Source organism: Burkholderia sp. M6-3, from assembly GCF_050858985.1.
In the GTDB taxonomy this organism is placed as follows: domain Bacteria; phylum Pseudomonadota; class Gammaproteobacteria; order Burkholderiales; family Burkholderiaceae; genus Paraburkholderia; species Paraburkholderia caledonica.
Genome location: NZ_CP110091.1, coordinates 2,359,856 through 2,383,806, shown reverse-complemented (window position 1 = coordinate 2,383,806; position 23,951 = coordinate 2,359,856). Strand labels below are relative to the sequence as shown.

The 23,951-nt window shown below is 64.9% G+C and carries 13 protein-coding genes; 5 read left to right on the top strand and 8 right to left on the bottom strand.

Annotated features, from left to right (window positions below; all coding sequences use genetic code 11):
- Nucleotides 1–6 precede the first annotated feature (6 nt).
- From OH764_RS28235 to OH764_RS28220, 4 genes are read left to right on the top strand one after another with little or no spacing between them, the layout of a single operon-like run.
- Entirely contained in the window at nucleotides 7–1,191 is a 1,185-nt protein-coding gene (locus OH764_RS28235) for an efflux RND transporter periplasmic adaptor subunit (protein ID WP_498849389.1), read from the top strand.
- Nucleotides 1,188–4,319, top strand: coding sequence for an efflux RND transporter permease subunit (locus tag OH764_RS28230; protein WP_498849388.1), 3,132 nt, complete (start codon nucleotides 1,188–1,190; stop codon nucleotides 4,317–4,319). Before OH764_RS28235 ends, OH764_RS28230 begins: the two co-directional genes overlap by 4 nt.
- A gap of 16 nt (nucleotides 4,320–4,335) precedes the next feature.
- Nucleotides 4,336–5,049: a response regulator transcription factor family protein gene (locus OH764_RS28225; protein WP_498849387.1), complete on the top strand. Its 714-nt coding sequence runs from the start codon at nucleotides 4,336–4,338 to the stop codon at nucleotides 5,047–5,049.
- Nucleotides 5,046–6,500: a sensor histidine kinase family protein gene (locus OH764_RS28220; protein ID WP_498849386.1), complete on the top strand. Its 1,455-nt coding sequence runs from the start codon at nucleotides 5,046–5,048 to the stop codon at nucleotides 6,498–6,500. Before OH764_RS28225 ends, OH764_RS28220 begins: the two co-directional genes overlap by 4 nt.
- 37 nt (nucleotides 6,501–6,537) lie before the next feature.
- Here OH764_RS28220 and OH764_RS28215 read toward each other — a convergent pair whose 3' ends face one another.
- A complete protein-coding gene (locus tag OH764_RS28215) occupies nucleotides 6,538–6,804 on the bottom strand; it encodes a hypothetical protein (protein ID WP_498849385.1) in 267 nt (88 codons plus the stop codon).
- 197 nt (nucleotides 6,805–7,001) lie between these two features.
- Nucleotides 7,002–9,701, bottom strand: a complete 2,700-nt coding sequence (locus OH764_RS28210; RefSeq protein ID WP_498849384.1) for a hybrid sensor histidine kinase/response regulator — start codon at nucleotides 9,699–9,701, stop codon at nucleotides 7,002–7,004.
- Nucleotides 9,702–10,097: 396 nt separating this feature from the next.
- Between OH764_RS28210 and OH764_RS28205 the strand changes: the two genes are divergently transcribed.
- A complete protein-coding gene (locus OH764_RS28205) occupies nucleotides 10,098–11,363 on the top strand; it encodes a DUF2252 domain-containing protein (protein WP_498849383.1) in 1,266 nt (421 codons plus the stop codon).
- Nucleotides 11,364–11,434: 71 nt separating this feature from the next.
- On the opposite strand, the gene OH764_RS28200 is transcribed toward OH764_RS28205, so the two are convergent.
- The 6 genes from OH764_RS28200 to bcsP are packed head-to-tail and all read right to left on the bottom strand — an operon-like array spanning nucleotide 11,435 to nucleotide 23,879.
- Complete coding sequence (locus tag OH764_RS28200) at nucleotides 11,435–16,225, bottom strand: cellulose synthase subunit BcsC-related outer membrane protein (protein ID WP_498849382.1); 4,791 nt, start codon at nucleotides 16,223–16,225, stop codon at nucleotides 11,435–11,437.
- Nucleotides 16,216–17,409, bottom strand: a complete 1,194-nt coding sequence (gene bcsZ, locus OH764_RS28195) for an endoglucanase (RefSeq protein WP_498849381.1) — start codon at nucleotides 17,407–17,409, stop codon at nucleotides 16,216–16,218. Before bcsZ ends, OH764_RS28200 begins: the two co-directional genes overlap by 10 nt.
- A gap of 10 nt (nucleotides 17,410–17,419) precedes the next feature.
- Nucleotides 17,420–20,065, bottom strand: coding sequence for a cellulose biosynthesis cyclic di-GMP-binding regulatory protein BcsB (bcsB, locus tag OH764_RS28190; RefSeq protein WP_498849380.1), 2,646 nt, complete (start codon nucleotides 20,063–20,065; stop codon nucleotides 17,420–17,422).
- A gap of 3 nt (nucleotides 20,066–20,068) precedes the next feature.
- Nucleotides 20,069–22,273 (bottom strand): glycosyltransferase family protein, encoded by a 2,205-nt coding sequence (gene bcsA / locus OH764_RS28185; protein ID WP_498849379.1) that lies wholly within the window; start codon nucleotides 22,271–22,273, stop codon nucleotides 20,069–20,071.
- Nucleotides 22,270–23,058: a cellulose biosynthesis protein BcsQ gene (gene bcsQ, locus OH764_RS28180; RefSeq protein WP_498849378.1), complete on the bottom strand. Its 789-nt coding sequence runs from the start codon at nucleotides 23,056–23,058 to the stop codon at nucleotides 22,270–22,272. Before bcsQ ends, bcsA begins: the two co-directional genes overlap by 4 nt.
- Nucleotides 23,055–23,879 (bottom strand): cellulose biosynthesis protein BcsP, encoded by an 825-nt coding sequence (gene bcsP / locus OH764_RS28175; protein WP_498849377.1) that lies wholly within the window; start codon nucleotides 23,877–23,879, stop codon nucleotides 23,055–23,057. The genes bcsQ and bcsP overlap by 4 nt, the downstream gene beginning before the upstream one ends.
- Between the last annotated feature and the right edge of the window lie 72 nt (nucleotides 23,880–23,951).

The following is a 23,951-nucleotide window of genomic DNA, read 5'->3' as shown; positions in this document are numbered from 1 at the left end:
AACGACATGGCCAATCGAAGAGCGGTGGGCGAGGGTGCATCGAATGCCTGTGTGCCGGCAGAGCCGCGACGTCCAGCGTTTCACGCCGTGTTGTACCGTCCGTTGCGTGCCTTGCCTCGCGTTGCCTTGCTGACCACTTTCAGCGCGGTATTGAGCGTTGCATTCAGCGGATGCCACGACGGCAATGCGCCAGCCGCACAGGCCGCGCAGTTGCCGCAAGTCAGCGTCATGCATCCCGAGTCGCGCGAAGTGCGCGAGCAACTCGATCTGACCGGCAGCGTCGCACCGTCGGCAACCGTGACGCTGGTCGCGCGCGTTCAGGGCGTACTGAAGGAGATCGGCTTTACAGACGGCGCCAATGTAAAGCAAGGGCAACTGCTGTTTCGCATCGAGCCGGACACGTATCGCGCGCAACTCGTCTACGACCAGGCCTCGCTCGATAACGCCGATCAGGAACTGACGCGCCAGAAGGAGCTCACGTCGGACAACGCGACTTCGGCGTCGTCGCTGCAAAAGGCGCAGACCACCCGCGACCAGGCGCTTGCGAAGCGAGACATGTCGCGCATCAACCTCGGCTATACGGAAATACGCGCACCGTTCGCGGGCCGCATCGGCGCACGCGCGTTCGACGTCGGCAATGTGGTGGGTGGATCGGATTCGACGAAACTCGCCACGCTGGATCGCATCCAGCCGGTGTATGTGAACTTCACGTTGAACGAGCGTGACGCGAATCGCATCGGCCTCTTTACCCGAGCGCCGCGTACCGTGCGAGTCAATCTGATCGGCGCCAAGCCGGAGCAAGGTGAGGACGCCGCGCTCGAATTCGTCGATACGCGAGTCGATCCGGCGAGCGGCGCAATCAAGTTGCGCGCTGATATTGCCAATCGCGACACGCATCTGATCCCGGGCATGTCGGTCGAGGTGCATATTCCGGCAAGTGAGCCGCAGAAGGTGCTGCTCGTGCCGGATACCGCGTTGCTGCGCGAGCAGGCCGGCGCATCGGTGCTGGTCGTGAACGCCGGCGGCGTGATCGAGAAGCGTGGCGTCACGACCGGCAGCCTGTACGGTTCGCTGCGCGCGATCAAAAGCGGCCTCGGTCCGGCAGATAGGGTCGTGACCGGCGGGGGGCTTGCCGTCGCGCCGGGCATCAAGGTGCAGACAGTCGATGCCATAGCGCAGGGCCGTTCATGATCCGCTTTTTCGTCGAGCGCCCCGTGTTCGCCAACGTGATTGCGTTGATTGCGATGCTGCTCGGCGCGGTCGCGCTCATCAATCTTCCTATCGCTCAATATCCGCCGATCACGCCGCCCACCGTGCAGGTGGTCGCGCACTTTCCGGGCGCGAGCGCGACGACGGTGATCGACCGCGTCGCGTTGCCCATAGAAGCACAGGTCAACGGCGTGGAGAATGCGCTGTACATGCAGTCGACGAGTACGAACGACGGCACTTACACGCTCACCGTCACGTTCGCCGTGGGCACCGACGTCGACAAGGCGCAGGTGCTCGTGCAGAACCGGGTGTCGGCCGCCACCGCGCAACTGCCGCAAGCAGTTCAGCAGCAGGGCGTGACCGTGAGGAAGCGCTCCACCGCGATTTTGCAGTTGTACACGCTGCAATCGCCCAACCCGAAATACGATTCGCTTTTTCTCAGCAACTACGCGGTCATTTATCTGCGCGATACGCTCGCGCGTTTGCCGGGCGTTGGCGACGTCACTGTGTTCGGCACCGGCCAGTACAGCATGCGCGTCTGGCTCGATCCGAAAAAGCTGAGCGAGCGCAATCTGAGCGCGGCCGACGTAATGCAGGCCATACAGAGCCAGAGCAAGGACGTAAGCGCGGGCCAGCTCGGCTCGGAGCCCAACGCGGGAGGCCGTGCGTTTCAGCTTACCGTGACGATGCGTGGCGTGCTTTCCGATCCGCATGAATTCGACGACATCATCGTGAAGTCGGATTCGAACGACGGCGGCCATTTCGTGCGCATTCGCGATATTGGGCGCACCGAGCTCGGCTCGTCGAGCTACGGCCAGTTCTTCAATCTCGACGGCAAGCCCGCGGCCGGTATCGCGATCTATCAGTTGCCCGAAGCAAATGCGCTCGAGGTCGGCAATGCGGTAAAGGAGACCATGGCGCGTCTCGCGAAAGACATGCCGGAGGGCGTCACCTATCAATTGCCCTTCGATACGACGACCTTCGTGCGGCAATCCGTGATCGACGTTTACAAGACTCTCTTCGAGGCGGCGTTGCTCGTGCTCGCGGTGATCCTGCTGTTTCTGCAGAACTGGCGTGCGATGCTCGTGCCCGCCACGACGATTCCGGTCACGACTGTCGGCACGTTTGGCGCCATCTACATGATGGGTTTTTCCATCAACCTGCTGACGTTGTTCGCGATCGTGCTCGCCATAGGCATTGTGGTGGACGATGCAATCGTCGTCGTCGAAGGCATCACGCAGCATATCGAGCAGGGCAAGACGCCGAAGCAGGCCGCCATCGACGCCATGCATGAACTGCTCGGTCCGATCATTGGCATTACGCTCGTGCTGGTGTCGGTGTTCCTGCCTTCGGCGTTTCTTGGCGGCGTCACCGGCCAGATGTACCGGCAGTTTGCGCTCGTGGTGGTTGCGACCACGATCATCAGCGCGATCAATGCGGTGACGCTCAAGCCGGTGCAGAGCGTGCGCTGGCTGCGGCACCAGCGGCCGGGCAAACCGAACGTGGTATACCGCGTGTTCGACAAGGCCTATGCGCGCGTAGAGAATGGCTACGTCAAGGTGGTTTCATGGTTCGTCGCGCGCTGCAAGCTCGCGCTCGTTATCGCGCTTGCGTTGGGCGCGGCATCGGCGTTCCTGCTGACGCGGGTGCCGACCAGTTTCATTCCGCTCGAAGATCAGGGATACATGCTGATCGCCGCGCAACTCGCCGACGCGGCGTCGCTCGGACGAACGCGCGAGGCCAGCACACAGATCGAGAGACGGATCGGCGCGATTCCCGGCGTGAATCACGTGGTGTCGATTGGCGGCATTTCGCCGCTCGATAACAACGCGTCGTTGCCGAATTCCGCGCTGATCTACGTGACGCTCGACGACTGGAGCGAGCGCGGCCAGGGCGAAGACCTGCGCTCGCTGTATCTGCGTATGAACAGGGAACTGGCGAAGCTGCCCGACGTGCGCTCGGTCGTAATCGTGCCGCCGCCGATCCAGGGGCTCGGCAATAGCGGCGGCGTGCAGATGCAGGTAATGCTCACCGACGGCTCGCAGAACTATCGAAGGCTGCAAAGCGCGACGGATGCGTTGATCGCGAGCGTGTCGAAACGTCCGGAACTGCAACGCGTGTTCAGTCCTTTTCGCGCGTCGGTGCCGAGCGTCGAACTGACGCTCGACCGCACGAAGGCGGAATCGCTGCAAGTGCCGGTCGGCAATGTATTCGATCTGCTGCAAGATTACGTGGGCTCGGCCTACGTCAATCAGTTCACTGCATTCAATCACACGTTCCCCGTATTCGTGCAGGCGGACGGCGCGTTTCGCCGCGAGACCGACGACATTCGCCGCTTGCAGATTCGCAGCAATAGCGGCCACATGGTCGAGTTGGGCACTTTCATCGACGCGCATACGAGCGTCGGTCCGGCGGTCGCGACGCTTTATAACCTTGCACCGGCGGCGGCCATCAACGGCAACCCGGCTAGCGGCTACAGCACCGGGGACGCGATCCGGGCCTTCGAGCAGGAAGCCGCGCGCATTCTGCCGGCCGGCATCGGCTATGAATGGACGGCGATGTCGTACCAGGAAAAGCTGGTTGGCAACTCCGCTTACTGGGTCTTCGCGGTCGGTGTGCTGCTCGTGTTTTGCGTACTCGCCGCGCAATATGAAAGCTGGCTGTTGCCGGTCGCGGTCGTGCTCGCGGTGCCGCTCGCGCTGCTGGGCACGGCTGGCACGCTCGCATTGCTCGGCGCCGCGAATAATCTGTACACGCAGATCGGCCTCGTGCTGTTGATCGCGTTGTCGGCGAAGAACGCGATTCTGATCGTCGAATTCGCCCGGCATTTGCGTATGCAAGGCGTCGGCATTGCAGAAGCCGCTGTCGAAGCCGCACGCCTGCGTTTTCGGCCCATCATGATGACGTCGTTCGCGTTCATTCTCGGCGTCGTGCCGCTCGTGATAGCCACCGGCGCCAGTGCGAGCGCGCGCCGCTCGCTCGGTATCGCGGTGTTCTCCGGTATGCTCGCTTCAACGTGCATTGCCGTGCTGTTCATTCCGTCGTTCTACGTGCTATTGCAACGCATTGCCGAACGCCAGGCCGCGCGCAAAGCACCGAGCGATGCCTGAAACGAGGAGCTTTCGCATGGATCGCCCCGCTAAAATCATCGTGCTCGACGACGAAGTCGAGCTGCGCAACATGCTGCAGCGTTTCTTGCGCGGGCAGGGCTTCGACGTCAGAGTCGCGGAAGACGGCAAGCGGCTCGACCGCTATCTCGAGCGCGAGCCGTTCGATCTGCTGGTGCTCGATCTGATGATCGGCGAAGAAGACGGGCTCGCGATCTGTGCACGTTTGCGCGAGCAAGGGCAGACGTTGCCGATTCTGATGCTGACCGCGAAGGGCGATCCGCTCGACAGGGTGCTGGGTCTCGAAACCGGTGCCGACGATTATCTTGCGAAGCCTTTTCTTCCGCGCGAACTGGTGGCGCGAATCAATGCGCTGCTGCGTCGCCAGAAAATGGCTTCGGGCGAAGTGACGGTCACGTCGCAATGCGTGCGCTTCGGCGAATTCGTGCTCGATGTCGGCAAGCAGCAACTCAGGCGCGGCGACGCGCCGCTGGAAATCCACTCGGCGCAAATGCTGCTGCTGGTTGCGCTCGCGTCGTCGCCGAATCGGCCGGTAAGCCGCGACAATCTGCTCGCGCGCGCGCGAGGGCGCGATCACGATGCGCTCGACCGCAGCATCGACGTGCAGGTGCTGCGCCTGCGGCAGATCGTCGAGAACGATCCGTCCAAGCCGCGCTTCATCAAGACGGTGTGGGGCGTCGGTTACATGCTGAGCGCGGACGTCGATTCATGAGCCGTCCACTATTGCAACGAGCGCTGCCGCGGACCCTGCTCGCGCGCAATATTGCATTGCTGATCGCGCTCGTCGTATTAAGCCAGGTGTGTTCGCTCGGCGTGCTGCTGCATTATGTGCAGCGGCCTCGCGTGGAGCGCGCGGCCGCAGTGTTCGCGACCTATGTTACGACGCTCGACAACCTGCTGCAAAGCACGCCGCGCGCCGCGCGCGATGCACTGGCTGCGCGTCTGGACGCGCGTGCACGGCTTCCCGGCAGTGCGCTGGAGGAGCCGCCGTGGAGTGTCTTGCGCGGATATCGCGACTATCAGCGCAAGGTGTTTCTCGCGAGCCTGCGTGAACATCTTCCGGCAGACATGGAGGCGCGCTGGCAGACCGAAGGCGGCCAACGCCTGTGGATTCGCATGCTTGCGCCCGCCGATGGACCGGGCGGCGCTGCACAGGCAGCCGCTGCGTCGGCAGCCGCTGCTTCCGGAGCCTCTGCGCCGGCAGCCGTCGCCTCGGGCGCTGCTGCGTCCGAGGCCAACACATCCGCTGCGCCCTATTGGATCGCACTGCCGATTCCCGAAGACGCCCAGGGCAATGGGCTCGACGCGGCCATTTTGCTGTCGCTCGGCCTTGCCGCGCTGGCGGCGTTGACAGGCTACGCAATCCAGCTTCACCTGAACCGGCCGCTTCAGGAGTTGACGCGCGCGGCGCAGCGCCTGAGCGACGGCGACACGCCGCCGCCGTTGCCGACCAGCGGCCCGCTGGAAATTGCCGCCGTCAGCACCGCTTTCAATCAGATGACGCACGCGTTGCAACAAGCGGAAGCGACCCGCGCACTGATGTTAGCCGGCATCTCGCACGACATCCGGACGCCGCTCACCAAGCTACGCCTTTCGATGGCCATGGCGATGCCGGAGAGCGGCGACAGCAGTTTCGTGGTGGCGGCGGAGTCCTACCTCGACCAGATCGAAACCATCTTGCAGCAGTTCATGGACTACGCAGGCACCGGCGAGCGGGAGCCAGCCGAACCCGGCGATCTGAACGCGTTGATCGAGCGGCTTGCAGGGGACTTCGCGGGACTCGGGCATGAGTTCGAACTGTCGCTCGCGCGCTTGCCGCTGATTCCCTATCGTCCGGTGAGCATGATGCGGCTCCTGATGAATCTGATGCAGAACGCGATCGTGTACGGCGGCAGTGGACTGGCGGTGCGTAGCTGGGCGACCGACGACTCGGTGTATGTTGCAGTGGGCGATCGCGGCAAGGGGTTATCGGCGGAAGAACTCGAGCAGTTGAAGGCGCCCTTCCAACGCGGCAGGAACGCGCGAGCGCATAGCGGCGGCACGGGGCTTGGGCTTGCGATTGTCGAGCGGATCGCGCGGCTGCACGGCGGCAGGGTGGAGTTTCACGCGCGCGAGGGCGGCGGCCTGGAGGTATGGGCGGTGGTGCCGGGCGGGGTGGGGTAGCGGCGGCGATAGCGGCGACCCGCTGCCCGCTCGTCTATTACTCTCGATCGAGCCACGCATCCAGTCCCACCCGGAACGCGACGCCCGCGATTACCGGCACCGTCAGCATCAGAATGATGCCGAAGTTGGGGACTGCATCGCCATAGGTGATCGGCTGATACAGCACCACGCCCGAGACTATCGCGAAGACGAGCACGCCGACGGTTACCATCAGAAGATTGCGCGCCGTGATGGACAGCTCTTTGCGCCTCGCCTTGGTCGGGCTTGGGCTCGCAGCGGGGGCTGGGTCGTGTTGGGAAGGCATGATAGCTCTCGTGACAAAAAGCGGCGGAAGGTCAGGCGCCCATGCGACAGGAAAGCAGGCGCGCGCCCGGCATCATACCAGGGCGCGTATGCGCTGCGGGCTTCGCGCCGCGTGCGGCTTCATCGATATAAACCAATATATGCCGCATTCCGGTTTGCGGTGCGAAAAGCGCATGCCGCGCCTGGAGGCGCGCGGCGTCACCAGGCGGCTTCGATTGGATCGAGCCACTGCGCAAGCTCGCGCCGCAATTGGGCGAGGTCGAGCGGTTTGCCGAGCATCCTCGCGCCGGGAATGCTGTCGCCGATCGGCGCATGCGCGCCGTAACCGGACACCAGCAGCACTTGCACGTCCGGCTGTGCACGCAGAACCGCGCGTGCGAGATTGTCGCCCGACATGCCCGGTAGCGTGATGTCGGTGCACAAGATGTCGTAGCGCTGCGCAGGCACGAGCGGCAGCGCTTCTTCCGCGCTCGCCACCGACGTGCAGTCGAGGCCCAGCGCGCCAAGCAGGCTGCTCAGCGCCTCGCGCGAATCGGCGTCGTCCTCCACGAGCAGCACGTGCGCCGGTGAGCGCGCCGGCGCAGCTTCGGGCGTGACGTCTTGACGAGCTTCATGCCCGCGCGCGGCGCCGTCCAGCGTCTCAACGCCTGGCGCATCGACGCCCGGTGTCTCAACGCCTGGCGTCTCGACGCTCGACGGATCGTAGGCCACGGGCGGCACGCACGCAGCGATCTCCCGGTCGGTCATCTTGCCGACACGCGTTGCACCGGCAACCGGCCCTGCCGACGCGCGCAGCACGCTTCGCACCTTGCGCGCCAGATCGTCGCGGCGATACGGTTTCGACAGCAACGTAATGCCGGCATCGAGCTTGCCGTGATGGACAATCTCGTCGCGCGTATAGCCGGACGTGAACAAAGTCGGCACCGCAGGCGAGCGCGCCGCGGCACGCCGCGCCAGTTCGACGCTTTTGATCTTGCCCGGCATCACCACGTCGGTGAACAACAGGTCGATCGGCATGTCGCTCTGGATGAATTCGAGCGCCGCATCGCCACTGGATGCAGTCAGCACCTTGTAGCCGAGTTGCGCGAGCATTTCGACGGCGGTCAGACGCACGTCGGCATCGTCTTCGACAACGAGGATCGTTTCGCCGCCGCCCACCGGCGTAGCGGTCTGATCGACGGTTTCGGGAGTCTCGGGTTCGTAGCAGCGCGGGAAGTACAGCGACACGGTCGTGCCCTGTCCCACCTCGCTTTCAATCAGCGTATGGCCGCCGCTTTGCCGGACAAAGCCGAACACCATACTGAGGCCGAGGCCCGTTCCATGACCGTTGGGCTTGGTCGTAAAGAACGGTTCGAACGCGTGTTCAAGCACCTCTGGCCGCATGCCCGCGCCGGTATCGGTGATGGAGAACACGACATATTCGCCCGGCGACAGCTCCGCGTTGTCGTTGCAAAACGCGGCATCCAGCACACGGTTCGCGGCACGGACAGTGAGCGTGCCGTCGGCTTTCATAGCGTCGCGTCCGTTGATCGCGAGATTGAGCAGTGCGTTTTCGAGCTGGTTCCGATCGGCCTGCACGTTCCACAGATCGTCGCTCAATACCGTCTTGATCGTGATGGTCTCGCCGAGCGCGCGATGCAGCATCTCGCTCATGCCCGCGAGCAGCCGGCGCGGATTGAGGACCGTCGGCGAAAGCGGCTGGCGGCGCGCGAACGCCAGCAGATGCGCGGCCAGTTTCGCGCCGCGCTTCACCGCATCGGTCGCCGCCGACAAACGGCGCAGCGTTGCGGGATTATCGCCGGCGTCGGCGGCCATCATCTGCAGATTGCCGTTGATCACTTGCAACACGTTGTTGAAGTCGTGCGCGACGCCGCCTGTCAGGCTGCCGATCGCTTCCATCTTCTGCGCCTGGCGTAACTGTTCCTCTGCGAAGGCGCGCGCGGCGACTGCATCCGCAACGCGCTGTTCAAGCGTCTCGGTCAACTGGCGCAGCGACTGTTCGGCGATCTTCCGTTCGTGGATGTCGATCAGCACGGCGGGAAACCGGGTGGGCACGCCGTTATCGTCGAATTCGCACTGGCCGTTCGCTTGCACCCACACGTAGTCGCCATTGGGGCGGCGAATCCGGTACTCGGCGCGAAACGGTTTTCCGCCGGACAGCGCCTTGAAGGTCAGATGTTCGAGCAGCGATTGATCGTCCGGATGGATCATTTTTGTCGCCGCGCGGTGATCGACGCCCCGAGCGGCTTCGTCCACCGACAACGAAAAAGTACGGGCGAAGCGCTCGTCGCCGGTGATCTTTTGGGTGCGCATATCGACGACGCAAGTGCCGAGCACGGCGCCCGTATTCAGCGCGAGTTGCAGGCGTTCGTTCGTCTCGTGCAGTTCGGCTTCTGCGCGTTGCCGCCAGCGCTCGGTCAACACACGCCCCGTCGTCTCGACAACGATGGCGAGTACGCCCGCAGGCGCGCCGCTGTCGTCTGCAACGGGGCTGTAGTACAGATCCATCCACACGTCTTCGGGCTTGCCTTCGCGCAGCAGCACGAGTTCCTTGTCACGATATGACAGCGTGCCGCCGGCAAGGCACGTATTCATGACGTGACGATTGAAGTCGGCAACCTCGGGCCAGCCTGTCTCGACGGGACAGCCCAGCAGATATGGATGGCGTCCGCCCGCGAAAACCGCGTAGGCGTCGTTGTAAATCATGTGGCCGGCTTTGCCCCACAGCAGCACGAGCGGCACAGGCGACGCGAGCAGCAGTTGCACGGTTGCGGTCAGGCTGCGAGGCCAGTTAGGGATCGCGCCGACGTCGGTTGCCGACCAGTCGAATTCGCTGATGCGCCGCGCCATCTCGCCGCTCCAACCAGGACAGCCATGATCTAGTGCCGGAAATGGCATGCTGCGCTCCACAAGGGGTCACATGGACGAGTGGACTCCAGTCTGCCGGTTCACATAGCGCCCGTAAAGGCTTCCTATGGCGCCGGCACGCTTTAGCCTTCGGTCGCCGTATGCTCCCGCAAGTTTTACCTGTGCGAAGTGAGCGAGCGCATCTGGAAACGGAAAGAAGCGCCGATGCCCATACGTGGAAGAGAACTACAGGACGTCCTCTCCGGCGGCGGTTTATATCTCGCATGAACAACCGTTGAAGCCTGATGTGCCCTTACAGAATGCTTCACACGATAGGCGCGATTCCTGCTGAAGGTCGTTGCTTGCGCACGCGACAATGCGCGCGACAAGCGCTGGCGAGGACAAGTGCCGCGTCGGCTTGAATATCGATAAGAGCGGACCGTACAAATGCCGAAGAAGCCCGTCGCAACGAGCAAGCTGTCGAAACCGCTTACCAAGCGGGCGAACAAGCTCCCCGAAGCCGAAGCGCGCCAGCCGCTTCTGACCGCCCGCCGCAACGCGAGAATGGCGCGCTCCGCGCATGCGTATGTGCGAGGCAGCACCAACAGATTCTATGAGTGGCTCGACGGAATCGAAGGGCACGCGCTACCCGAAGGTCCCGCTGTGTGGATCTGCGGCGATTGTCATACCGGCAATCTCGGGCCCGTCGCCGATGCGAATGGCCGCGTCGAGATCCAGATCCGCGATCTCGATCAGACGGTGATCGGCAATCCCGCGCACGACCTCCTCCGGCTCGGGCTGTCGCTCGCGACGGCCGCGCGCGGTTCGGACCTGCCAGGCGTGACAATCGTTCAAATGATGGAGGCGCTGGCCGACGGCTATGAACGCGCCTTCGACGAAAGCGCGGGCGAGGCCGACATTCACGCCGAGAAACCGGAGGCGGTGCGCGTCGTGATGAAGGAGGCAGTGCGACGCTCATGGCGCCATCTCGCCGAAGAGCGTATCGAGGATAGCGAGCCGACTATCCCGCTCGGTTCCCGTTTCTGGCCGCTTGCCAAAAACGAGCGGCGCGAGATCGACGAGCTCTTCAGCAAAACATCGGTTGCCGCACTCGCCACTGCATTGCGTGGCGCGGGCGACGAGGCGGACGTCGAAGTGCTCGACGCTGCCTACTGGGTCAAGGGCTGCAGCTCGCTCGGACGGTTGCGCTACGCGGTGCTGCTCGACATCGACGGCGCCGCAGTCGACGGCGACGATCTGTGCCTGATCGACATCAAGGAGGCAGCACCCGCTGCGGCGCCTCGCTATGCGGGTGTGAGAATGCCACGCGATAACGCGGAGCGTGTGGTGGAGGGCGCGCGGCATCTGTCGCCTTCGCTCGGCGACCGGATGAGATCGGCGCGCCTTGCGGATCGCGCGGTGGTGATACGCGAGTTGCTGCCGCAGGACATGAAGCTGACGATCGAGCAACTGACTCGCGACGAAGCGACGAGGGCGGCGCGTTTTCTTGCGCTGGTAGTGGGCAAGGCGCACGCGCGGCAGATGCATTTCGCCGAACGCAAGGCATGGCTCGCCGAGTTGCGCAAGAACCGCTCGAAGACACTCGACGCACCGGGCTGGCTCTGGAAAAGCATCGTGCAGCTGGTGAGCAGCCACGCCGCCGGATACCTCGAGCATTGCCGCAAATACGCAACCGGCTCCGACGCGGCCTGAAACGGCCATGACGGCGGTCCAGCAAATCGGGCCGCCGCGGAATCAGACGCGCGAGCCCGATCGAACGTACGCTAGTTGGACAGCGACAAATACGGCGAACTGAGCGGCGTGGGCGGGAACGGCTGCAGACCTGTCTGCCTCGTAAAGCTGTAGCGAACATAGACTGCGGCGAGCCACTCGCGATATTGATAAGCATTGCCGAGCGAAGCCGTTGCGCCGAACGACAGTTGCGGCGCCAGTTGGTATTCGCCCACAGCGCTCAGCGAATACGACACGCCGGTTTTGCTTTGCGCCGGGTACTGGGCGCCGCTATCGACACTGCTGCCGATTAGCGCCGCCTGACCCGCAGCCGCCGCTTGCAACGAGCCCGAGCTGCCGAGCGGGAAATAGTTCGATGCGTCCTGCCGGTAGTGCTGCACGCCGATCGATCCTTTCAGGTCATACGTGAATGCACCATTGCGGCCGGTCCATTCGATCGGCAGATTGAGGATCTGATACTGTTGCGGACTGAAGTAGCCGCCCTGGCCATACGTGAAGTACGACAGGTTCTTGTCGTAGCCCATCAGCGTCGTGTTCACGCCGATGGTGAAGGTCTGGTCGGCGTCCTTGAAGAGGCGCGTGTAGACGCCGCCGCCGCCCTTCCAGGCGGTGTTCGTCACGACGTTGTGTCCATCGTAGTACTGGAACGCCGCGTTCACGTACAGACCGCTGGTACCGTCGTCCCACGCAAGGCTCGCGAGGCCGCCGGTCGATGTGACGCCGCCCCATTCGAGGCCGGACGCAGCGTCGCGCGTGCCGGCGTAGGACAAGAGACTGTCGGTTACCGCGCGCCGCGCGACGGCGAGCGAATAGGAGACCTTGTCGGTGATGCCGCCGTTGTACTGCGCGCCGCCTACTATGTTCGTCTCGCGAAAGCCGATCGGCGTCACGCCGATATCGCCGCTGAGCTTGCGGCTTTCGTAGCCAACTGAGAGTCCCACGCCGGTCGCCGTCTGGCTGCCGTAATTGTTGGTGCCTGCAACGGCCGCCGCTGCCGACGTGCTGTTCGATAGCCCCGCGCCGAAACGCGCGAGCGTCGAGACGTTGCCTGCCGCAGTGCCGGCATCCAGCGTGACGGGAGTCGCCGTCACCACGACATGGCCGTTGCCCGCCTTGATGCGGCCTTGGATCGGCGCTTCGATGTCGGTGAGCGCGGAGAGGCCGTCCTCGCCGCTGCGATTGCGAAACACGATGCCGCCCGAGACCGTGCTCGCCTGCTCGCGATTGACCTGCGCCAGTTCTTCGGCTACGCCGAGCGTCTGCGTATTGGCGACGTTTGGCTGTGCGTAGTTCGCGCCACCGCCGCCGCTGTTCATGCCCGGCTGTTGCGGGTAATACGCTTGCGCGTAACCACTCGGCGGCTGCGGAATGTAAGGCTGTTGCTGCCCGTAATAGCCCTGATTGCCATAGGCCTGCTGCTGCGGCGGATAGGGTTGATAGGGTTGATACGCCTGCTGGCCATAAGCCTGCTGCTGCGGATACGGCTGATAAGGCTGTTGCGCGTAGCCTTGCGGTTGCTGCTGTTGCGGATAGGCTTGTGGTCCGTAATAGGGTTGCTGTTGCTGTGCGTAACCGGCTGCGTTGCTGCTGTTCTTCGACGCGCTTTGTTTTTTGCTCGTGGTGCGTTTGCCGTTCGTTGAGGCTGCGGTCGTCGAGCCATACGGCTGCGGCTGCATTGCCCCGGCGTTGGCCTGCGCCTCGCGTGCGGCGGGCGACATGGGCCAGGGCGTCGGCGCATAGCCATCGGGCGTGCCGTATTGCTGCTGCGGATACGGCGCCTGCTGCGCGTAAGCCGGGTTGTATTGCTGCTGCATCGGAGCTTGCATCGGCATCGGCATCTGCATCGGCATCTGCGGCTGCGCGGCCGGGCCGTTCTGCCCAGGGTAGGGCTGCAACGGCGCGCCGGACTGGCTCGAGCCATAGCCGTCCTCACCGTAGCCGCCAGCGTCGGCTCCCTGGCGAGGCGCGTTGTACGGCAGCGCGGCGGGCGCGCCGTTCGGCGTGTAGGGCTGCGCGGGTGCCGCGTAAGGTGCGACGTACGGCGCGGGCTGCATGGGCGGCGGATAGTTCGGCACGGTCTGTGTCGGCAAGGAGGACTGCGAGTACGGAAGGGAAGCTCGCGCGGCATTCGAAGAAGCGTTGAAGCCGGGCGCTGTGTTATCTGCGTCGGTCGGCGCGAGCGTCGACGTTTTTCCCTCGAAAGGATTGGTACCGGGCAGCGGCGTCGCGCCGATACGGCGCATCGCCGCTTCCCAGCCGCGCGGCACGTTGCTCGCTGCGGCATTGCGCGGCGCATTTGCCATCAACGGTGTATTGGCGGCGACTAGTGAGCGCTGCAGATAGGTCGACGCAAGCGACAGCTTGCCTTCCGAGCGATACATGCGGCCGACGGTGGCAAGCACGCCCGGGTCGTTGGGCGCCGCATTCAAGGCCTGCGACGCCAGCGATTCGGCGTAGCTGAACTGCTTCGCACCGGACGCGGCGGAAATCGCCGCCTGCAGCAGATCGAGGTCGTCGGGCTTGCGCCGCAATGCAACGCGATAGCTTTCGAGCGCGTTGCGGTCGTCGCCGGCCGACGCATACAGGCGGCCCAAAGCGGCCTGCAGATCGGGATTGTCGGGCATCGCCGCGAGCCACGGCGCGATCACGTCGTAGGCGCTGGCGAGGTCGCCACGCTGGCGCACGGCGTCGCATTGTTTGATGACGATGCCGAGATTCAGATTGGCGAAGTCGGTGCGCTGCTGCGGCGTCAACTGCATCGACGACAGACGGCGCATCACCATGCCGAGCTCTGCTTGCTGCTGCGTGGCCGACAGAATGCCCGCGTATTGCAGCAGCAGATCGGTGTTGCCGGGGGATGCGTTCATCGCGCTGCGCACCAGGCTCAGCGCGCGGTTCGGATCGCCGGCCTGCTGGTATGCCGCCGCGATTACACCGATCAGTTCAGGACTGTTCCCCGCCACCGGCTCGGCCGCATACAAGGTTGCGAGCGCCTGTTGGGTCTGACCGCTGCGCGCCATGCGCGTGGCGAGTTCAGCTTGCTGATGCACCCATAGCCGATGCTGCAACGCCGCCATCGCGTCGGTGCGTTGCGCTGTGGGAATGCGTTCGAGTTGGGCGAGACCGGCTGACCAGTCCTGCGTTTCCGCCGACAGCAGCGCGCTCGCATACAGCGCATCGGTCATGTCCGGATGCGCGGCGAGCAGGCCGTCCATCATGCTGCGCGCGTTCGCGACCGCGCCTTGGCGCACGTAAATACGTGCGAGGTCCAGACGCAGCCACGGGTCGTCGGGCGTGTTGAGCAGCGCGTCTTCGAAGAGACTGCGTGCGCTGCCCAGATCGCCGTGTGCTTCCGCCGCGCGCGCCTGAGCCGCCTGCGCTTCTCCACGCAGACGGTTGATGCCGCCCGCCTTCGACTGCTGTTCCGTGTTCAGTCGATTGGCGAACTGCAACGCTTCGTCGCCGCGACCCTGGGCGGCCAATGCGCCGACGAGTCCGCGAATTGCGTCGGGATTGTCTGCCTGGCGGCGCAGCGCCATCCGGTATGCCTGTTCGGCACCGGCCGCGTCGTGGTTCGCAAGCAGCATTTCACCGAGCAGCACTTGCGCGGTGACATCTGAAGGATTCATCGCGATGGCGCGTTCGAACAGCGATTTTGCCTTCGCGAATTCGCCGTTGCTGCGTGCGCCGATTGCGTCGCTCGTGTAGGTCCAGTACGTTGCGCTATCCAGCGCAGTCTTCCAGCGAGCGGGGTTGCCGTTGCGCGACGCGCGCTCCAGATAGTTGCGCGCTTCGGCGAAGTGCTCCTGCTTGAGCGCGGCAATGCCCATGCCGCCAAGCGCGTCGGTGTCGTTCGGACTAGTAGCCAGCACCGACGAAAATTTCGCGCGCGCCGTGGCCGCGTCGTTGTGATCGAGTGCGGCGAAGCCCTCGGCGACGGTGCGCCCGCGTGCGTCGACGGACGCGTTTTCCTGCGCGCGCTCACGTGCCGCCTTGTCCTGCTGCACCATCGAATCGAAGCGTGCCTTGACCGCGGCGTCGTCGTTCGCGCTTTGCAAATACGCCTGGTACAGCGCGGCGTCCGAGGGACGCGCGTCAAGCCAGAGCAGTGCCTGCCGCCAGCTCTTTTTCGCCGCCGCGCCCACCGTGCTGTCGCCGGCAAGCTTTTGCAGCCGCGCGATACCGTCGCGGCGCGTGACGTTGCGATAAGTCAGATGCTGAGCGTAGGCGAGCGCGTAACGCGGATCGTCCGGGTTATCACGCGCGAGTTGTTCGAGGCCGCGACGCGCCTGATCCCAACCTTGCGGCGTAGCCGACAGCGCCTGGTAGTACTCGAGTTGCAACGCGGGCGTGGCGGGCTTGCCGCTCAACGCGCGCTGATACTCCTGCACCGCGCTCGCGCTCTGGCCGCTTTGCGCGAGCCGCCGCGCGTCGTTCACGGTCTGGTCGCGCAGGCTCGACTCGCCGAGCCGCCGGCCGAGTTCATCGAGGCTCGGGTAGTTCGGCGCCACCGCCTTCAGTCGCGACAGATACTGCTGCGCGCCCGCGCCGTCCTTGCGGTCGGCGAGCACCATGCCCATTCCGAACAACGCGTCGGGCTGTTTCGGGTCGATGCGCAACACCTTCAGCCAGGCCTGCTCCGCGAGGTCGCCGCGTTGATGCGATTGCCAGTACTTGCCCTGATCGATCAGCACGCCCATTGGATCTTTCGACCCTTGTGCCGGCGCCTGAGCCAACGCGTCGGGTGCGGCCGCCGCGAGGCAGCAGGCGAGCGGGAGGCTCAGCGCGAAGCGCATTGACAACGCGAGGGCGCTCAATCGCATGCGGTTCTCCAGCTGGGCACGAGACGTCCGCTTTCGTCGAAGCGATAGCGTCCGTCGATAAAGCCCGTGCCGAACAGGCCCAGTACCCTGTCGTAGTAAACAGGCTCGCGGCCAGGCACGTTGGCGTCGAGCGCGGCCAGATGCGTGCGCGCGAGGCCGAGGCCGTGCGCGTCGCCGAGCGCCTTGGAGTACGGCGCGAGCGCGGCCCAGTAGCTGAGCGGGCCTTCGCCGCTCGCCGAGCCGTTGGTCGACGACACCTTCTCCGGTGGGAAGCCGTTTTGCTGGACCTTCGCGCGCATGCCGCCGAGCGCGGCGAGCCACGGCTTCGCAAGCGGATCGGCAGGCGACGCCATGCCCGCCCACAGATAGACGCGGATCGCGTCGTAGCTGCCGGTGTCACCGTTTTTTGGGTCGACCACGAACTGGCCGTTTTGCCACGCCGCCCAGTCGGGTGCGAAGCCTTGCGGCGCCGTCGTCTTGACGAGCTTGTAGGCGTTGTCGGCGAGCTTCGCCCACGGGCCGTTCGGCATCTCATGGGCGAGCGCGCGTAGCACGGGCAGCGGCAGATAGCTCGGATTGAGGCGCGTCACGCCGCCGCTTTTGAAGCCTTCGGGCCCCGGCAGCAGCATCGGACCGACGCCGGCGAGGTTCGTCATCTCGTCACGCGCGATGCGCGCTGCGAGCGCCTGGCCGAGCTGCGTGTAGCTTGCTTCATGCCACAGGCGGCCAGCCTGCAGCAAATCGTAGGCGATCCACAAGTCGGAGTCCGACGCGGAATTCGGATCGAGCACGCCGTAAGAGCCGTCCGCTTTCTTGCCCCATTGCCACGACGGCAAGCGCAGATTTTGCGGATCGAACTGATTGCCCGCGAGGTTGGTGCGCGTCCAGTTCAGCAGCCGGTCGAACGTGGCGCGGTCGTTCGCAACCAGTGCGAAGAAGAGGCCGTACGACTGGCCTTCGGAGGTGGTCTGCTGGGTGGGCGTGGAGTAATCGATCACGCGACCGTCGGCCTGCACGAAGCGCTCGACGAAAGTTCGATAGCCAGCCCAGTCGCCGCACGCGCCGGGCGCGGCGGCATTCTGCGCGACCTTCAGCACGTTCGCGCACGCCGCCGATGCCGCGACGCCCAGCGCCAGCGAGAGTGCCAATTTCACACCTTGTTTTTTGTTGATTCGAACCCGCATGTCAGTCCTGTTAGTCCTTCAAACGGCGCGCCGCGACCGAACGCAGCATCCGGTAGAACAGCGCCGCGATGATCAGCGCCGCGAGCACGCCGCCCAGCATCAGCAGCAACGGATGCGACGAGAGCGCCCAGCGCAGATACTCCTGCGGCGACAAATGGCCGACATAGTACGCGTCGCCGTTCGACGTGATCGTGACTGTGCGGCCGTGGATCACGGCCATCGCGCCTTGAATCTCCGGCAGCACGTCGGCGTCGAGCAGGGCGGCCGACAGATCGGCGTCCGACTGCCCGGCCGCGCTCACGAGAGCCACCGCGCTGCGGGTCTTTTTCAGCGGCGATTCGAAGCCGGTCAGAAGCGCGTCGCCGTTCGAGCTAACCAGCGTGAGGTCGGCGCGCGCGGGCAGGCGCTCGACGCCGCGCTCACCGTGCCACCAGTCCTCGAGTTTGAAGACGATGTCGGACAGCTGGAAGGTGCGCGAGTCGCCGTCGCTCGAAAACGGCATCGACTTGGCCCAGCGTTGCAGTAGCGGTTGCTTGCCGGGCGCGCCGAAAATCAGCAGGTCCTTGTCGGCGAATTTGTCGACGTCGTCGGCGGTGCCCACCGTCACGCCAGCGACCGGATAGCCGGTCGATGCGCCCATGCGTCCCATGGTCAGCAGGTAGAGGCTGTAGTCGCTCGAGTCGGCGTCGTTCGGCAGGATCACCGCCGTTTCCGACAGATCCGCCATGCGCGTGAACGGAAAGCCGCTGTTCGCGAACGCCGCGAGATCGGGCAGCGCCATGTAGTGGGGAAACGACGACAGGTCGATCGTCGAATTCGGATCGACCGCGCCGATCACGTTCTCAAGCAGTCGCCCATAACATTCGCCGGTATTCGGAATGTCGTAATAAAAGTGCAGGCGCAGTTGCGCGCGCGGGGTCAGCAGCAGCGGCGGAATATGCAGCGTGCGGCGCGCCTCGGCCGTCTTGTCGGGCAGCACGCGCGCGAAATAATGGCTCAGGTCGAATACCGAACTGGACTCGGCCGGAATGGGCAGCGCCTGCACGAAGCCGTTGTTCACGCTCACGTTCAACGACGAGCGGTCGCGCTGCGGACGCACCGTGTAGCGGTAGCGCAGGTCGATCGGCGCGCCCTTGGTATGCCACATGAACAGGTCGGGCGGTACGCGGAGATTCACGTGGACCGCGTCGGCGTCGTAGCCCGACACGGTCAGGTCGCGCGCGTCGGCAAGCTCGCCGAAGCGCACCGGGCGATGCGTGGGCAGCCAGTTGGGCGCGTCGTAGGGCGCGCGTTTCGCTAGTTCGGTGAGCTGCGTAATCGTCACGCTTTGTCCCGTCAGCGTGTTCTGTCCGATACCGAGCGCCCGCGCGGCGATCTTCAGTTCGGCGTCGGTGCGTCCGAGCACCAGCAGCAGCTTGCCGCGCGCCGGCGCTTCGCGGTCGACCACGGCGATGGTCGGACCGGAGACGGCTGGAATCGTGACGCCGGCCGGGCGTTGGTCGTCGGTGGCGAACACGACGGCGTTGCCCGACAGCGGCACGTTGTCCTGCTGCGCCGGGAACAGCGCACCGCGATAACCGGCGAGCGCACCGAACCACGAGGCCACGATGCCGCCGGCCTCGAGCGTGCCGGCTGTCGGCTTCTGCGGAAACACGAACGGCAGTTCGAGGCGCCGCACGTCGCGCCGGTCGAAGAACGGCTGCGGCAGGGCCGCGAGATCCGGCTTGCTGGCAAGCGACGCGTACGTCAGATCGAGCGAGCTTGCATTGCTGACGGTGGCCCATAGCGACGAGTTCGCCGGGTCCTCGCAACTCGCCGTGTAATGGCCGATCAACTGCACGTTCAGGTGATTGAATTCGGTGACGAAGCGCGGATCGAGCGACACGTCGCGCGCGACCAGCATGCCGGCCTGGTCGCGCGGCACGGGCAGCGTTGCCGCGACCTCGCCGTTGACCAGCACCTTGAGTTGCGAGATGTTCGGCAGCAGGGCGGGCGAGTAGCTGTAGATCAGATGCAGGATCGCGCCCGTTACCACCTCGTCGCCGCGCACCGAGAACGCGACGCCGTTCTGGCCGTCGGTGCCGCGCAACTGCAGCGGATCGAGCGCGCCCAGGTCGGCGAACGTGAGCGTCTGGCGACGGCCGCCCGGCACCAGCGTGCCCGGTTCGGCGGTGGTCGGCGTCTTGACGCCCAGCGCTTTTACGGCCGACGCGGCGAGCGCCGGCGTGGGCGTCGCCAATGGCGCTTGCGCGATCATCGCCGGGTCGTAAGGTACGGCGGGGCTCGGCGCGGGGCCGTTGCCCGTGCCGGTGGCCGCATGTGCCGCCATGTTGGAAGCCGCCGCTGCGGGCGGCGTTGCCTGCGCTCCGAGCGCGGCTTGCGTGCGCGGCGCGGCGGTCTCGACTGCGTTGGCTGTGTCTGCCTTTCCGACGGTGCCCGTCGCGGCACCTCCCGACGCCGCTGCGGCCGCTTCGGCCACCGACGCGAGCGGCGCGGCCAATGCGGTCTGCAGCGCGAGCCAACACGCGACGCCGCGCGTCAGCCGTGAAGAGCGAGGGCGTTGCGCGTCGCGGCGCTGCAAGATTGTGTCACTGTGCGTCTCGTAACGCTGCTGATTCGAGCGTTCGATGCTTCCCTTCGCCATCCAGTTGCGCATAGATCAGTCTTTGGTTTTTAGCTTCTTGACGTCCATCGGACGGCTTTTCATCGAGCTTCGCAGGTCGTTGTAGAGATGCTCGAAGAGGCCTGCGATGCCGCGCACGCCCACCGTCAGCACGTGCGAGAGCCCACGCAGCGGCGTGTCCTGCTGGCGCCCTTCGGCCCAGCCGGTCCAGGCGTCGGCGCGTGCAAACGTGGTCTTGACGAACTCGTATTCCTGTTCGCGCGTCATCGCGGAAAAGCGCAGGCCGACCCGGCCCGGCGCCGTGAAGCCGACCGTGGCGGGGAACGCGTATTCCTCGTCGCCGCGAAAGAGCGATACGGTGACGCGCTCGTGCATCGGCACCTGAATGGCCGCGGGCAGCGCGACACCTACGCCGCCTTCCGAGTAGTCAATGGTCTTGCAAGCGAGCGTGCGGCCCGTCGAGAACCTGAGCATGACCGGCATTTCCATCGCCACGCGATGCACCGCGCGAATCTGCCGGCGCTCGCTCGCGGCAGCCACGCTCGCGCCGAGAATCAGCATGTTGTACGTGGTCCAGCCGAGGTTCAGCACGGTGGTCTGCACGATACTGCGGGTATGCCAGTTCAGATAGATATGCACGACGCCCACGCAGAAACCGATCAGGTTCAGCAACAGCAGGAACAGATACGGCCGCGAGATCGCCCAGTCGAAATAGTTCTTCTCGATCTGGCCACCCTTGGCCGTCACGTTGAATTTGCCGAGCTTCGGGTTGATGAGCGCGAGCAAGGTGGGCGCGGTGATATACGACGCCAGCACCGATTCATATACCTCGGCCCAGAACGAATGGCGGAACGAGCGCTGCATGCGCGAATTGGTGATGCTCGCGTGCATCATGTGCGGCAACGCGTAGATGGCGATGGTGCTCGCGGCGGCTTCGATCACATGCGCGCCGAAGAACAGATACGACAGCGGCGCGGTGAGAAACACGAGACGCGGGATGCCGTAGAAGAAGTGCATCATCGCGTTCAGATAGCAAAGCCGCTGGCCGAACTTCAGGCCCTTGCCCGTGAGCGGATTATCGATCCGGAAGATCTGCGTCATGCCGCGCGCCCAGCGAATCCGCTGGCCGATGTGGCCCGACAGGCTTTCGGTCGCGAGCCCCGCGGCTTGCGGAATCGCCAGATACGCTGTGGTGTAGCCGAGACGGTGCAGTTTCAGCGCGGTGTGAGCGTCTTCAGTGACGGTCTCTACCGCGATGCCGCCGATCTCCTCGACCATCGTCCGGCGCAGCAGTGCGCACGAACCGCAGAAGAACGTGGCGTTCCACAGATCGTTGCCGTCCTGCACGAGCCCATAGAACAGTTCGCCTTCGTTCGGCACTTTGCGGAACGTGCCGAGGTTGCGCTCGAACGGGTCGGCGGAGAAAAAGTGGTGCGGCGTTTGCAGCATCGACAGCAGCTTGTCGCGCAGGAACCAGCCAAGGCCGATCTGCAGGAACGAGCGCGTCGGAATGTGATCGCAATCGAAAATGGCAAGGTATTCGCCCTTGGTGATCTTCAACGCTTCGTTGATGTTGCCGGCTTTCGCGTGGCGGTTGTGCGTCCGGATCGTCCAGTTGACGCCGACTTCCTCGCAGAACGCCTTGACCTCGGGACGGCGGCCGTCGTCCAGCACGTGGATGGACAGCTTTTCGGCCGGATAGTCGAGCGCAAGCGCCGCGTAGATGGTCGGCTTGACCACCGAAAGCGGCTCGTTATAAGTGGGGATGAAGACGTCGACAGTAGGCCAATCGCTGCGCGAGGCGGGCAGCGGCATCGGCTTGCGCTTGAGCGGCCATGCGGTCTGAAAGTAGCCGAGCAGCAGCACGAGCGTCGAATAGACTTCCGCCGACACGAGCAGCAGACCCCACGCGGCGTCGAGCGGATGCTCCCAGTAAGTCGTCGACGTCAGCCGCCAGTACATATAGCGGCCCGACGTGACCACCGAGAGCATGATCATCACCATCGTCGCGTAACGGCCTTGCAGGCGGCGAAACAGCAGCGCGGTGACGAAGCAGCAGGTGGCGAACGTGAGTTGCTCGTAGAAAGCGAGCGGCACCGTGAAAACGAAGTACAGCATCACGAGTGCGAACAGCGTGACGAGACCGGTGACGATGCGGCTATTCCAGAAGCGTGCGTCGACGAAGCGTTCGAACCGCGACGGCTCGCTCGCTTCAATGCCTTCAGGATGAGTCGTGCTCATGCGACATTCCTTGGCGAGACAGCGATCGCGTCGACCGCCGACATCAGCCACGTGCCGCACGCGCGGAAGTCGGCGGCGGCCTGGCTAAGCGGATCGTAGTGGATGAGCGTGGTGTCGCAGGCGAGTGCTTCGCTCACGCCTTCGTCGAGATGGATCACGCCGGGAAAAAGTTTCTCGCCGAGCATCTGGCGCAGAACCTTGAGTACGTCTTTGGTCAACTGGCGCGACTGGTCGATCTGATTGACCACGTAGCCGACGCCGCCGAACTCGGCGCGTGGCGCCGCGTAGGTGTCGATCAGCCGCTCCATCTGCGGGATCGCCGCGTAAGAAGCGGCGTCGGCCAGCACCACGTTCAGCGCGAAGGTGGCCGCGCACAAGGCGGCGCGCGCATACGCGGACGAACCCGGCGGTGTGTCCACCACCACGACGTCGGATGCTTCAAGCCTCAAGCTGCGCAGCGCATGCGCGAGCCACAGCGGGTCCTGGTCGACATGCGCCTCGAAGCGGCGGCGGTCGTCTTCCAGTACCGCGCCGTATGGCAGCACGGTGACGCCGTCGACGCCGTCGAACATGACCGAATGCCATGCGTCGCCGGTCAACGTGGCACGCGAGATGCCGTCGATGCTGTCGAGCGGCACGCCGAAGTGCAGACGCAGCGCGTTCTGCGGATCGAGGTCGAGCGCGATCACACGCCGGCCGCTCGCGGCGAGCACTGACGCGAGGTTCGCGGCGAGGGTCGTCTTGCCGACGCCGCCCTTGGCGGACACTACCGCAATGACTTTCATGAGCGACGCGGGCGGTTGACGAGCCACGAATTGGACCCGGCGGGTTCGGCGCTGCCTGCAGACGCCGCGGCTGCTCGCGTCGTGCCGCGCAGGCGGTCGAATAGCGATTGCAGCGGGACCGCTTGCGTGGCGGGCGCGGCCGCGCGGAGCGGCGCGGTTTCCGCTTGCGAGCTAAACAGTTTGCCGAGGATCGACGTCGGTTGCGGAGTTGCCATGGACGTTGGCGCGGACATGAAGGGTTGTGCGCGGGCCGAGGCGGGGGCGGGCGCGAGCGGCGCGAGAGATGCGATCCTGACTGGAGGGACGACGGCACCCGCCGGCTCGACCTGTCTCGTTGCCGGTGGAACTGGAGACGAAGCCGACGACGCGAGCGACGACGAAACCGGCATCGAAGCAGCATCAGCCGCCTTGGAAGCCGTTGCCTGCGCGACATCGCCATGCGTTTCCGGCGCACCGAAACGCGATGCGCCGCGCGGCGCGGCCGGCGTTGCCGCAGCCACGGCAACCGGCGGAATGTCGCGCCGATGCGAGCGGGTGAAAAGCGGTGCCTTTGCGCGCGTCACCGAGGCCGCGTCTTTCGGCGCGGCCGCGTCCTGACGCTCGATGGCAAGCGCCGCAGCCTCATCGGCCACCGGTTGAGGTCTTGCTTGCGCGCGCTGCCCGATTGGGGGAATCAGCGGCTGCTTGAGATCGAGCGTCACCAGCAACGGCCAGCGCGTGCGCGCCGAATGCGCCTCGTTCTCGCGCCCGATCTCCTGGTACGCGTTGGCGTCGCCGCCGAAATGATCGAATAATTTTTCGATGTCGCTTGATGAACTCATGTTGCCGCCATTCATTTAGTGCTTTACGTTGCCCGGTCCTTACTTCCGGTCGCGGCCCAAACCCGGTGCCCA

Excerpts from the sequence above, each read along its gene's own strand:
- bcsP (WP_498849377.1), bottom strand. The coding sequence starts at position 23,879 with ATGAGTTCATCAAGCGACATCGAAAAATTATTCGATCATTTCGGCGGC.
- OH764_RS28230 (WP_498849388.1), top strand. The coding sequence starts at position 1,188 with ATGATCCGCTTTTTCGTCGAGCGCCCCGTGTTCGCCAACGTGATTGCG.
- bcsB (WP_498849380.1), bottom strand. The coding sequence starts at position 20,065 with ATGCGCAACTGGATGGCGAAGGGAAGCATCGAACGCTCGAATCAGCAG.
- OH764_RS28220 (WP_498849386.1), top strand. The coding sequence starts at position 5,046 with ATGAGCCGTCCACTATTGCAACGAGCGCTGCCGCGGACCCTGCTCGCG.
- bcsA (WP_498849379.1), bottom strand. The coding sequence starts at position 22,273 with ATGAGCACGACTCATCCTGAAGGCATTGAAGCGAGCGAGCCGTCGCGG.
- OH764_RS28235 (WP_498849389.1), top strand. The coding sequence starts at position 7 with ATGGCCAATCGAAGAGCGGTGGGCGAGGGTGCATCGAATGCCTGTGTG.
- OH764_RS28210 (WP_498849384.1), bottom strand. The coding sequence starts at position 9,701 with ATGCCATTTCCGGCACTAGATCATGGCTGTCCTGGTTGGAGCGGCGAG.
- OH764_RS28200 (WP_498849382.1), bottom strand. The coding sequence starts at position 16,225 with ATGCGATTGAGCGCCCTCGCGTTGTCAATGCGCTTCGCGCTGAGCCTC.
- OH764_RS28205 (WP_498849383.1), top strand. The coding sequence starts at position 10,098 with ATGCCGAAGAAGCCCGTCGCAACGAGCAAGCTGTCGAAACCGCTTACC.
- OH764_RS28215 (WP_498849385.1), bottom strand. The coding sequence starts at position 6,804 with ATGCCTTCCCAACACGACCCAGCCCCCGCTGCGAGCCCAAGCCCGACC.
- bcsQ (WP_498849378.1), bottom strand. The coding sequence starts at position 23,058 with ATGAAAGTCATTGCGGTAGTGTCCGCCAAGGGCGGCGTCGGCAAGACG.
- bcsZ (WP_498849381.1), bottom strand. The coding sequence starts at position 17,409 with ATGCGGGTTCGAATCAACAAAAAACAAGGTGTGAAATTGGCACTCTCG.
- OH764_RS28225 (WP_498849387.1), top strand. The coding sequence starts at position 4,336 with ATGGATCGCCCCGCTAAAATCATCGTGCTCGACGACGAAGTCGAGCTG.